At 68.9% G+C, this 11,497-nt stretch carries 11 protein-coding genes; 5 read left to right on the top strand and 6 right to left on the bottom strand.

Going from position 1 to position 11,497, the window contains the following annotated elements; all coding sequences use genetic code 11:
- Positions 1 to 64: 64 nt before the first annotated feature.
- The 3 genes from BES08_RS27075 to BES08_RS27085 form a co-directional block, all read right to left on the bottom strand.
- Positions 65 to 1,420 carry a phenylacetate--CoA ligase family protein gene (locus tag BES08_RS27075; protein WP_197524546.1) on the bottom strand — a complete coding sequence of 452 codons (1,356 nt, stop codon included), beginning with the start codon at positions 1,418 to 1,420 and terminating at the stop codon, positions 65 to 67.
- A 103-nt stretch (positions 1,421 to 1,523) separates the two neighbouring features.
- Entirely contained in the window at positions 1,524 to 2,423 is a 900-nt protein-coding gene (locus BES08_RS27080; protein ID WP_069709906.1) for an alpha/beta fold hydrolase, read from the bottom strand.
- On the bottom strand, positions 2,420 to 3,217 hold the full coding sequence (locus BES08_RS27085) for an enoyl-CoA hydratase-related protein (RefSeq protein WP_069709907.1): 798 nt from the start codon (positions 3,215 to 3,217) through the stop codon (positions 2,420 to 2,422). Before BES08_RS27085 ends, BES08_RS27080 begins: the two co-directional genes overlap by 4 nt.
- Before the next feature lie 94 nt (positions 3,218 to 3,311).
- Here BES08_RS27085 and BES08_RS27090 point away from each other — a divergent pair, with 94 nt between their 5' ends.
- Entirely contained in the window at positions 3,312 to 4,508 is a 1,197-nt protein-coding gene (locus BES08_RS27090) for a CaiB/BaiF CoA transferase family protein (RefSeq protein WP_083274858.1), read from the top strand.
- On the top strand, positions 4,505 to 5,050 hold the full coding sequence (locus tag BES08_RS27095; protein ID WP_069709908.1) for a 2,4'-dihydroxyacetophenone dioxygenase family protein: 546 nt from the start codon (positions 4,505 to 4,507) through the stop codon (positions 5,048 to 5,050). Before BES08_RS27090 ends, BES08_RS27095 begins: the two co-directional genes overlap by 4 nt.
- A 13-nt stretch (positions 5,051 to 5,063) precedes the next feature.
- On the opposite strand, the gene BES08_RS27100 is transcribed toward BES08_RS27095, so the two are convergent.
- Positions 5,064 to 5,885, bottom strand: a complete 822-nt coding sequence (locus tag BES08_RS27100; RefSeq protein ID WP_069709909.1) for a DUF2889 domain-containing protein — start codon at positions 5,883 to 5,885, stop codon at positions 5,064 to 5,066.
- A 139-nt stretch (positions 5,886 to 6,024) separates the two neighbouring features.
- Between BES08_RS27100 and BES08_RS27105 the strand changes: the two genes are divergently transcribed.
- On the top strand, positions 6,025 to 7,365 hold the full coding sequence (locus BES08_RS27105) for an MFS transporter (protein WP_069709910.1): 1,341 nt from the start codon (positions 6,025 to 6,027) through the stop codon (positions 7,363 to 7,365).
- On the top strand, positions 7,366 to 8,145 hold the full coding sequence (locus BES08_RS27110; protein ID WP_069709911.1) for an SDR family oxidoreductase: 780 nt from the start codon (positions 7,366 to 7,368) through the stop codon (positions 8,143 to 8,145). It abuts the gene before it with no gap.
- Positions 8,146 to 8,187: 42 nt separating this feature from the next.
- Here the strand turns inward: BES08_RS27110 and BES08_RS27115 are convergent, their stop codons facing one another.
- Both BES08_RS27115 and BES08_RS27120 read right to left on the bottom strand, forming a co-directional pair.
- On the bottom strand, positions 8,188 to 9,363 hold the full coding sequence (locus BES08_RS27115; RefSeq protein WP_069709912.1) for an acetyl-CoA C-acetyltransferase: 1,176 nt from the start codon (positions 9,361 to 9,363) through the stop codon (positions 8,188 to 8,190).
- Positions 9,364 to 9,421: 58 nt separating this feature from the next.
- Positions 9,422 to 10,240 carry an SDR family NAD(P)-dependent oxidoreductase gene (locus tag BES08_RS27120; RefSeq protein WP_069709913.1) on the bottom strand — a complete coding sequence of 273 codons (819 nt, stop codon included), beginning with the start codon at positions 10,238 to 10,240 and terminating at the stop codon, positions 9,422 to 9,424.
- Positions 10,241 to 10,373: 133 nt separating this feature from the next.
- Between BES08_RS27120 and BES08_RS27125 the strand changes: the two genes are divergently transcribed.
- Positions 10,374 to 11,486: an amidohydrolase family protein gene (locus BES08_RS27125; RefSeq protein WP_197524547.1), complete on the top strand. Its 1,113-nt coding sequence runs from the start codon at positions 10,374 to 10,376 to the stop codon at positions 11,484 to 11,486.
- Positions 11,487 to 11,497 lie beyond the last annotated feature (11 nt).

Here is an 11,497-nt window from a genome sequence, read left to right on the forward strand (position 1 = left end):
CTCCTCTTGTCCCGGCCTGTCGCCGGCTGTCGTTCCCGTTTTGCCGTTCAGGCCCGTTTGCCGTTCAGGCTTTCGCGACGCGCGGTATCTTGTGCGGTGGGCCCAGCTTGAGCAGCTCCGCATCGGGCGTCAGCAATACCTCCACCGGCACGCCCACCGCCCCTTCGAGCGCATCGCGCAGCGCCTCACCGTGCGCCTCGATCGTGCCCGCCAGCGCGGCGGGGTCGTAGCCGATGCGGATGCGAAGAGCGTCCATCTCGTCGGCGAAGCGGATGATCTGGAACAGCCCGGCGCGGCTGGCGCGCTGGCCCTCGATCGCCAGTTGCAGGTCGCGCGGCATGACCGGCCTGCCGGCGACGAACGTCTGGTCGCTCTTGCGCCCGACGATGCGGATGCGCGCATGGGTGCGCCCGCAGGCGCAGGGGCTGCGGCTCACGGTGACGAGATCGTCGGTGCGATAGCGCACCATCGGCTGGAACGGATCGTTGAGCACGGTCACTACCAGCTCGCCCACTTCGCCGTCGGGCACCGGGCTGTCGTCGCGCACGTCGAGGCATTCGATCAGCGCCTGGTCCTCCCAGGCGTGCATGCCGTCGTGCGCGGGGCATTCCACCAGCGTCAGCGATTCGCCAAGGCCGCTGACTTCGAACAGGTCGAGCCCCCAGCTTCGCACCACTTCCAGCCGCCGGGGGCTGAGCGGTTCGCCGCCCACGGTGGCGCCGTGGCAGCCGTCGAATATGGCGCGAGGATCGGTGCCGGTCTTCTCGAAATACTCCTCCATCGCGATCAGCAGCGGGGTGGAGAGGAAGTAGTGCAGGCTCGGGCGATAGAGCCGGGCGGCGCGGAAGAAGTCGGGCAGGATCGCGGGCGCGTGCTTGAACAGGATCGGGATCAGCCCCGCCTCCTGGTAATGCCGGTTGACGTGGCCGACGCGGAAGGTCGGGCGCACCACGGTTACGTAGTCGCCCGGCCGTGCGCCCAGCATCCAGCTATCGCGCATCGTGCAGATTTCCGAGATCGAGCGCCCGCCGCGTAGCACCGGGGTGGGATCGCCGGTGGTGCCCGAAGTGAAGGTCACGCCCTTGAGATAGTGCGGATCGGCGCTGTTCATGCCCCCGAACGGATCGCCGCCCTGGTCCCGGAACGCGCGGACGTGATCCTTCGAAGTGAACGGCGCCTTGGCCGCGAAGTCGTCCAGCGAGCGGATGTCCGACGGGGAGACGCCGGCCGCCTGCCACACCTGCCGGATCAGCGGCGCATGCTCGTAGGCGTGGCGCAGCAGCAGGCGCAGACGCGCTTCCTGCAGTGCGGTGATGTCGGCACGCGGCATCGTCTCGACCCGTTCGTCGAAGTAGGCCGGGAAACGCCCGCCACCCGCCGCGACCGGTACGCTGCCCACGCTGTCTGAACGCACTTGCAAGCCCTTGCCCTCTTCCTGGTCCCATGCGGTCGGGGGAGGGGGCTCGTCGCCGAGCCGGCCGATCCATCATCCCCGCCAACAAATGAATACTATTAAGCTATCACTAGCTGCGCGTCTCGCCCTGCGCAAGCCCCTCGCTGCGAACGATCTCGTCCGCGATGGCGCCGATCGCCTCTGCAAGCGCGAGCGGCTGGTCGATGGGGACGTGGTGGGCAGCTTCGGCTATCTCGATCACCTGCGTGCCGGCGGGCGCCTGCGCCAGGATCAGCGCCATGCGCGCGGGCGTGGTGACGCTGGATTGCGCGCCGTTGACGACGTGGAGCGGGCACTGGATACGCGGCAGCAGGTCCCACGCCGCGCGTGCGCTGAACGTGCCGCGCAACGCCGGGTCAAACGACCAGGTCCACCCGCCCGGCACCCGGCGCAGCGACTTTGCGGCGACCCACGCGACGAGGAACGGGTGGACGATCGCCTGCGCCGGCACCAGCCGGTAGCGCGCCACCGCTTCCGCCACCGTCGCATAGACGCGGGCGGGCTTGCCCGGTGGCTCGCCGAACTCGACCCCGCCCGGCAGGATCGCGCTGTCGACGATGATCGCCGCGCCGCACCGCTCGGGCCCCGCGCGCGTCGCCAGTTGCACCGCCACGCCGCCGCCCGCCGAATGGCCGGCTACCACCGGCGCCACCCCGCTCGCGAACAGCCCGGCGGCGCGCGCGGCGGCGATCGCCTCGTCGGCATAACCGGCCACGGTGTAGGGCGGGTTGTGCGCGGAGGCGCCCATCCCCGAGAATGAGAGCGCGGCGACGCGGAAGCGGTCGGCCAGCAGCGGCGCGATGACGGCCCACCACCAGGCGTTCGCCATGCTGCCGTGAAGCAGCAGCAGTCCGGGTCGTCCCGCATCGCCCCACACGAGCAGTTCGATCCGCTTGTCGCCCAGCGCCAACGTGGAGACCTCGGGCGCGGCCGCGACCGCGCCGTCGAACCACGCCGGCGTTGCGCTCATCGCCCCTGCCACTGCGGCGCGCGCTTTTCGAGGAAAGCGCGCGAGCCCTCCTGCGCATCGTCCGAGGCGAAGACCGGGCCGCCCAGCGTGAGCGACAACTCGCGCAAGTCCGCGTCGCCCCGTTCCGAAGCCTGCCGCGCGACCACGAGGCTTGCCGTCACCGCAAGCGGTGCGTTCGCCGCGATCGTGCGCGCCAGTGCCAGCGCCGCGCCCAGCACCTCGGCGCTGGGCACCACGCGGTTGACGAGGCCATAGGCGCGCGCGTCGGCGGCGCTCATCGGGTCGCCCGTGGCGATCAGTTCGAGCGCGACGTTGCGCGGGATGGCACGTGGCAGGCGGTGCACGCCACCGGCGCCCGCAAACAGGCCGCGCTTGACTTCGGGCAGGCCGAAGCGCGCATCGTCCGAGGCGACGATCATGTCGCAGGCGAGCGCCAGTTCGCACCCGCCGCCGAGCGCCGCGCCGCGCACCGCCGCGATCAGCGGCTTGCGGCGCTGCGCGTCGATCAGCCCGGCAAAGCCGCCGTCGGGCGTCGACAGTTCGTGGCCCCGCCCCTCGGCCATCTCCTTGATGTCGGCCCCGGCGCAGAACACGTTCTCCAGCGAGGAGGCGAGGATCGCGACGCGAATCGCCACGTTGCCCTCGATCTCCTTGAGGTAGCCATCGACCAGCCGGGCGATTTCGCCATTGATCGCGTTGCGCTTTTCCGGGCGGTTCAGGGTGATGACGGCGATGTGGTCGTCGACCAGTTCAAACGTCGCCGGCTTGGCTGTGACCTCGGTATTCGTGCTCATCCCTAACTCCACTTGGTCTTGCCCGCAGCTTTTTCCGCAGGGGTGATGCTCAGGCTTTACATTCCGGCGCGACAAAGCCAAGAAAAAATAAAAGATGTTCAGTTATTGGGAGAGCGAGCCGATGGGCCCCTTGCACGGGATACGGATCATCGAGATGGGCGGCGTCGGGCCGGGGCCTTTCGCTTGCATGCTGCTGGCGGACCTGGGCGCCGAGGTCATCCGCGTCGACCGCCCCGGCGGCGCCAACCAGGGCGGGCTGCTGCAGGATTACGACGTGCTGGCACGCTCGCGCAGATCGATCGTGCTCGACATGAAAGTGCCTGGCGCGATCGACGTCCTGCGCGATCTGGTGCGCGGCGCCGATGCGTTCGTCGAAGGTTTCCGCCCGGGCGTCGCCGAACGACTCGGGCTGGGGCCCGAGGCGCTGCTCGCGGTCAATCCGGCGCTGGTCTACGGGCGCATCACTGGCTGGGGGCAGGACGGCCCGCTGGCGCCGACCGCCGGCCACGACCTCACCTACATAGCGATCTCGGGCAACCTGCACGGCTATGGCCGCGCCGGGGGCAAGCCTACGCCCGCGACCAACGCGGTGGGCGATTTCGGCGGCGGCGGCATGTTGCTGGTCGCGGGCCTGCTCTCCGCGCTGTTCGCCGCGCGCGCCAGCGGCACGGGGCAGGTAGTCGACGTGGCGATGGCGGACGGCGCGGCGCTGCTTTCCAGCATGTTCTGGGGGATGCTGGCGCAAGGCACCTGGCGCGACGAGCGCGGCGTCAACCTGCTTGATACCGGCGCGCCGTTCTACGACACCTACGAGACCGCCGATGGCCGCTTCGTCGCCATCGCCCCGATCGAACCGCAGTTCTACGCGCAGTTGCGCAAGCTGACCCGCATTGCCGACGACCCCGATTTCGACGAGCAGTTCGACGAAGGCCGCTGGCCCGTCATGCGCGAAAAGCTCGCCGCGATCTTCGCCAGGCGCACCCGCGACGAATGGGAGGCAATCTTCGCGGGCAGCGACGCCTGCCTCGCCCCCGTACTCTCAATGAACGAGGCGCCGCGCCACCCGCACAACCTCGCGCGCGGGGCATTCGTCGACGTCGCCGGCATCGTCCAGCCCGCTCCCGCACCCCGCTTCAGCGCCACCCCGCTGCCGCCCCCGCGCCCACCCCGGCCGCTCGGCGCAGATGGCGAAAGCGTGCTCCTCGACCTCGGATACACGACCGACGCGATCGCAAACCTCGCCTCCGAGGGCGTGTTCGGCGCGAATCGCAGCGAAAGGACCAGACCATGACGCAAGGCAGGACGCTCAACCGGGACACCGAGGCGATCGCCTACCAGTTGCCGCAGCCGGCCGGGATGATCGCCGACCTGTTGGTGCCCGGCGGCGCGCAGATCGACTGCGACGAGCGGCTTTGGGTGCCACAGGGCGAGAACGTGTGGTTCCGCCCGGTTTCCTTCGCGCCCGAGCAGGGGTTCTACATCAATTATTTGCGCGTGCGCGGCGCCGGCGTGCTGTCGCGCCATCGCCACAACGGCGCGGTCCACGCCTTCACCCAGCGGGGCACGTGGCGCTATCTGGAGCACGACTGGGTGGCGACGCCGGGCGACTACGCCTTCGAGCCGCCGGGCGAGACGCACACCCTCGTCATCCCCGATGGCGTGAGCGAGATGATTACGCTGTTCTTCGTGACCGGCGGCTACGTCTACGTCGACCCCTATGGCAAGGCGATGGGGTACGAGGACTGCTTCACCAAGATGGCCGCCGCGCGCGAGCACTACGTCGCCTGCGGGCTTTGCGCCGACTATGTCGACCGGCTGGTCATAGGGCGCTGAGCTGACCAGGCGCTCAGGGCGTGACCGCGCGGTGGGCGAGCATCGCCTCCCGCGCGGTTTCGTAGTTGCGGTCGGAGCCGGAGAGGCGGAACGCGACGTCGCGCTGGCCGGGCTGGAAGCTGTGGCAGGCGGCGGGCATGTTCTGCGCGGCCGAGGTGGGGAACACGTCAAGGTCTTGGTAGCGCCCGCCCGCGACCAGCAGTGCACGACGGATAATCGTCGCGTGTTCTGCCTCTTCCTCGGGCATCGTCTCGGTCCACTGGCGGAAGCCCTGGCCCAGCGAATGGCCGCCATAGGGGTCTGGGCCGGTGATCGTCTGCCCGTCGAGGCTCCAGTGCATCACCCGCTCGCCGTCGCGCAGCAGCGAGACTTCGCCAGGGCCGAACAGGTTGATCTCGGCGGCATTGGCGGCATCGGGATTGACGGTGACGGCGCGGTCGGGGACCTGCACCTCGTAAGTGCGGTCCGGCCGCCCGGTCGCCGCCTGGACCAGCGCCAGCGCCACGAGGTCGAAGACGTGGGTGCATTGCAGGCGCATGTCGATCAGCCGGCCCAGGTCCGAGGCGCGGGTGATAAGTGGCTGGCCGACCAGTGCGCGCAGCGGTACGGCGGCCCCGGCGCAGGTCGCCCAAGGAAAGCGCGGCGCGGCCATGCGCACGTCGCGCACATGCCCCTCGGCATGGTCGATGGTTACGCCGAAGTGGTGGTAGTGGTCCTCCAGCCAGCCAACAACGCGGCCGGGGCCGCGGTGATCGAGCGAGATCGCCCGACGGAACAGCCCGCCGGGGTGCGCCTGGACGCCGAACACCGGGGTCTGGCCTGCCTTGGACGTCATTGCGCGAACTCTCCCGTGTCGCCGCCGGGCCGCGCATTTTGGTGCAGCTCAAATTGGCAGTTTCAAAAATGAATGGTGTAAGTTAATGGGGGTCGGGTCAAGCGGTTCTCGCCAGAAGGTCCGCTCGGGAGAAGACGGCATGGATCAAGAGGCGAAATTCGCGCGGCGGAACCGGGCCCTCAGGCTGGGACGGGCGCAGTGGTATCTGCTTGTCCTGTTCATGGTCGTCCATGTCATGCTAGGTGTCGATCGGGCCATTCTCTCGGTGCTCGCCGAACCGATCAAGCGGGAGTTCGGGCTGACCGACACACAGCTTGGAATCCTCGTCGGAATCGGCTTTTCGGCCTTCTATTCGGTCGCCGGGCTGATCCTGGGCTGGGCGGTCGACAACCTCGACAGAAGCCGGATTCTCGCGGGTTGCGTGGTGGTTTTCGGCGCCGCGACCGCCAGCGCGGCATGGGCTGGGACCTTCGCCCACTTGCTCGCCTCGCGCCTCCTCGTCGGCGCCGGCGAGGCCGGCGGCGGACCGGCGATGGTCTCGATCATATCCGAGCGTTTTCCCCCCGAACGGCGCGGCCTGGCGATGAGCATCTTCTACGCGGGGGCTCCGCTCGGGTTGCTGTGCACTTTCCTCCTCGGCGGCCTGATCGCCGCGACCTACGGCTGGCGCGCCACGTTCCTCATCGCGGGTGTGCCGGCGGTCCTGCTGGGCCTGCTGGCCGGTTTCACCATCGACGATTCAGATCGCCGCAAGAGCCCCGAGGCAGAAGCCCTGCCGTTCCGCGTGGCCCTGCGCCACATCGCCGGCCAGCGCAGCGCGCGGCTGATCCTGACAGGCGTGATCTTCTACACCGGCTCGCTGACCGCGATGGTGGCGTTCCTCACCTCGTTCCTGATGCGCGTCCACGGCTTGAGCCTTGCCTCCGCCTCTGCCTTCCTGGCGCTCGCGTTCGGCGGTGCGGGGGCGCTGGGCGTACCGCTATCCGGCTACATCGTCGACCGCCTTGCCGCGCGCGACCTGCGTTGGCGGTCGTGGTGGTGCGCGGCGACGCTGCTGGCCTCGTTCGTGTTCTCGGTGGCGGCGTTGCTGGTCGACGTGACGGTGGGCGCGCTGGCGCTGTTCTGCGCGTGGGGGCTGTTCTCCAACGCGGTGAGCGGGCCGGGCGTCGCCACATACCAGTCGTTGCTGGCGGTGCGCGCGCGCGGGATCGGCATGGCGATCTACTACCTCGTCGCGCACCTGCTGGGCAGTACTTGCGGAGCGCTGCTGACGGGCATGCTGAGCGACCATTTCCAGGCGCGGCACGGCAACCTGTCGCTGCGCTATGCCCTTGCCCTGGTGGCTTTCGCCAACCTCGTCGGCGCGTGGCTGTGGTTCCGCTCAGGACGCAGCGTGGCGCAGGACATGCAGCGCGCGGACGATTTTCATTTTCAGGTCGGCCCGGCTGTGACCGGGCCCGTTTCGAGAGGAGTTGCGTGAATGGAGATTGCAAACATCGCCGCCGTCGTCACCGGCGGGGCATCGGGGCTCGGTGCCGCGACGGCGCGGGCGCTGGCGGCACAGGGAGCCAAGGTGGCGCTGTTCGACCTCAATGCCGATAAGGGCGAGGCTCTGGCCGCCGAACTGGGCGGCGCGTTCTGCAAGGTGGACATCTGCAACGACGCCGAAGTCGACGCGGCTTTCGCGAAGGCCCGCGCCGCCCACGGGCAGGAGCGCGTGCTGATCAACTGCGCGGGCACCGGCAAGGCGGTCAAGTCGGTCCGCCGTGACCGCAAGACGGGCGAGATCGTGGTGCTGGCGGCCGAAGACTTCGACCGCGAGATCCAGATCAACCTCGTCGGCACCTACCGTTGCATAGTCAAGGCGGCGGCGGGAATGCTGACCCTGGACCCGCTGGAGAACGGCGAGCGCGGGGCGATCGTCAACACCGCCAGCATCGCGGCGGAGGACGGCCAGACGGGACAGGTGCCCTATTCGGCATCCAAGGCCGGCATCGTCGGCATGACCCTGCCGCTGGCGCGCGACCTGTCGGGCGAGGCGATCCGGGTCAACACGATCCTGCCCGGCATCTTCGACACCCCACTGATGCAGGGCGCGCCCGATGCGGTGAAGGAGGCGCTCTACGGCTCGATCCCGTTCCCCAAGCGCTTCGGCGCGGCGGAGGAATTTGCCCGGCTCGCGGTCGAACTGGTGGGCAACGGCTACATCAACGGCGAGGATATCCGGCTCGACGGCGGCATTCGCATGGGACTGCGCTGAACGGTTCGCAGGCGCCGGTTCCGGCCGGCGCCTGCGATATCCTTAAAGCGCCTCGACGATGGTGACGTTGGCGATGCCGCCGCCTTCGCACATCGTCTGCAACCCGTAGCGCAGGCCCCGCGCCTTCAGGGCATGGATCAGCGTCGTCATCAGCTTGGTGCCCGAACTGCCCAGCGGATGGCCGAGCGCGATGGCGCCGCCGTTGACGTTGAGCTTCGCCGGATCGGCGCCCAGTTCCTTGAGCCAGGCGAGCGGGACGGGGGCGAAGGCCTCGTTCACTTCGTAGAGGTCGATCTCTCCGATCGTCATCCCGGCTTTGCCAAGGACATGCCGAGTCGCGGGGATCGGCTCCTCCAGCATGATGACCGGGTCGCCCGCCGTCACCCCGAAGGCGTGGATGCGCGCGATGGGAGTGAGGCCGTGCGCCTTGAGCGCTTCGCCCGAGACGATCATCACCGCCGAGGCGCCGTCGCAGATCTGGCTGGAGGTTGCGGCGGTGATGATACCGCCCGGCGTCACCAGCTTGACGCTCTGGATCGCCTCCAGCGTGGCGTCGAAGCGGATGCCCTCGTCGACGACGTGGAGTTCGGTGGCGCCTTCCGCCGTCACCACTTCCAGCGGCAGGATCTCGGCCTCGAAGGCACCGGCGCGGGTGGCGGCGATGGCGCGCTGCTGGCTTTCGAAGCCGAAGGCGTCGAGATCGTCGCGGGTCAGGCCGTGCTTGGCGGCGATCATCTCGGCGCCGGCGAATTGGGTGATCTCGGTGACGCCGTAGCGGTCGAATATGGCCTGGGTATAGGGGCCGGTGCCGATGCCCTGCTGCAATGGTGCACTCAGCGCCAGGCCCATCGGCACGCGCGACATGCTTTCCACGCCCGCAGCGATGACGACGTCCTGCGTGCCCGAGAGCACCGCCTGCGCCGCGAACTGGATCGCCTGCTGCGACGATCCGCACTGGCGGTCGATCGTCACTGCCGGAATGCGGTCGGGCAGCGAGGAGGCGAGGACGGCGTTGCGCCCGACATGGAACGCCTGCTCACCGGCCTGCGTGACGCAGCCCATGATGACGTCGTCGATGACGTTGGGGTCGATGCCGCTGCGCGCGACCACCGCTTCGAGCACGCGCGCGGCCATGTCGACCGGGTGCCAGTCGCGCAGGCGGCCGTTGCGGCGTCCGCCGGCGGTTCGTACGGCGCTTACGATATAGGCTTCAGGCATTTCGGGTTCTCTCCGTTGGATCGTGGGAATATGGGGTGCGTCGCAGGTTAGGCGAGGGTTACGTGCCCGTGCCCGCCTGCCGCGCGGCGGTGTTCCAGCCGCCGCTGAACGAGAAGTACTGCGCGGTCTGGTAGCGGCTGGAGCCGTCGAGCAGCGGCATGCAGAAGGCCGCGAGTTCGGCCATCGTGCCCATGCGGCCGGCCGGACTCTCGCTTTCGAGTTGGCGGCTCCAGGGGCCGGAGGGGACGTGGCGGTCGTCCAGCCCCTCGGCCGGCGCGCCGGGGAAACCGGGGCCGACGACGTTCTTTGAGCCCACCGCGTTGATACTCAGCCCTTCGCCCGCATGTTCGAGCGCGGCGGCCTGTACGAGAAAACTCTGGCCTGCACGCACGGCGCCGTAGATCGACCAGCCGGGTTCGGGGCGAGCGCCGGCGTCGCTGGTGAAGACGACGATCTGGCCGCCGCCCGCTGCCCGCAGGGGCGGGATCAGGACCTGCAGTGCGTGCAGCGTGCTCGTCGCATAGCCGGCGAGTTCGGTGAGATCGGAAGGGGCGGCGGCCAGCAGCGGTCCGCTGCAGAAGACCGCAGCAGTCCCGCTCGGCGGATAGATCGCCGCGCAATCGAGGCGGCCGAAACGGGCGAGCGCGCCATCGACCAGGCGTCGCCAGCCCGTTGCCTCGGCAAGCGAGCCGGGCCCGGTGAGCGGCACTTCGGCGAGGCCGATCGCACAGACCTGCGTTTGCCCGCCCAGTTCCTCCACCAACGCTTCGTCGGCGCCATGGAGGACGAGCGAATGGCCACCCGCGGCGAGCGCTCGGGCCAAGGCCGGCCCGACGTATTCACCGGCCCGAGTCACCAGCGCAACGCGATGGTCCATGCGAAAATTTCTCCTCTCTCCGGCGCAATCCGCGCTTTCGCGCCAGTTTCCCGGCAGCGCCGCGCCCTTGCGTTGCTATCAGGATCGGACTATAAATTAATACAAGTAATTTCACAATCTCGTGGAGTGGATGATGAAAAACCGCATTTTCAGCGCGGACGCGCATATCGTCGAGCCGCGCACGCTGTTTCTCGACGGACTGCCCGCCAGCCTCCAGAAGCACGCCGTCAGCGCCGCGATGGAAGACGGCTACATGAAGATGAAAGTCGGCCCCGACGTCGTCCACCGCCAGCGTCTGTCGGCCGCCGCGCCCGATGGAGGAGACATCGGCCGCTCCAAGCGCAAGGGGGCCTCCAACCTCGTCGGCCGCCTGGAAGACATGGAGATGGAGGGCATCGACTGCGAACTGGTGTTCCCGACGCTTGGCCTCGTGCTCTACTTCGTGCGCGACCGCGAGGCCGCGGTGGCCTCCAGCCAGCTCTACAACGACTGGGCGCTGCAGTTCTTCGGGGAGCACCGGCACATGTTCGTGCCCTCTGCGATGCTGCCCGCGCTCGCGATCGAGGATATCCTCGCCGAACTGCGCCGGGTGGGCACGCTGGGCTACACCGCCGCGATGCTGCCCACGATTACCGGCGCGGCGCTGCCCGCCTACAACGACGAGGCGTGGGATCCGGTGTTCCGCCTTGCCGGCGACCTCGGCATCGTCTTCACTTTCCACACCGGCACCGGCGACCGGCCGTGGATTTCGGAGCGGGGCCCGGGCGCGGCGGTCATCAACTACGCGACGCAGATGAACGAGGGGATCGACGCGACGATGCGGCTGGTCTCGGGCGGAGTGCTCGATCGCAATCCCGATACGAAGATCTGCTTCGTGGAAAGCGGCGCGAGCTGGCTCGCCGCGCTCGCCGAGCGGATGGACGAGGTCTACGAGGCGCACAACTACTACGTGCGCCCGGTGCTGAGCCTCAAGCCCAGCGAGATCATCCAGCGGCAGGTGAGCTGTGCGTTCCAGCACGACCGCGCCTGCATCATGTCGCGCGAGGTCACGGGCCTGAAGTCGCTGCTCTGGGCGACCGACTACCCGCACGCCGAAGGCACTTTCCCGAAATCGCGCAAAGTCGCCGCACACTTGTTCGACGGGATCGAGATCGGCGAGGATGAGAAGGCGGCGATCCTGGGCGGCAACGCTTTTGACCTGTTCCGTCCCGCCCCGCCGCCGCAGGGAATCAAGGCGGCGGCCTGAGCGGAACGGCA

Source organism: Novosphingobium resinovorum (assembly GCF_001742225.1).
GTDB classification, from domain to species: domain Bacteria; phylum Pseudomonadota; class Alphaproteobacteria; order Sphingomonadales; family Sphingomonadaceae; genus Novosphingobium; species Novosphingobium resinovorum_A.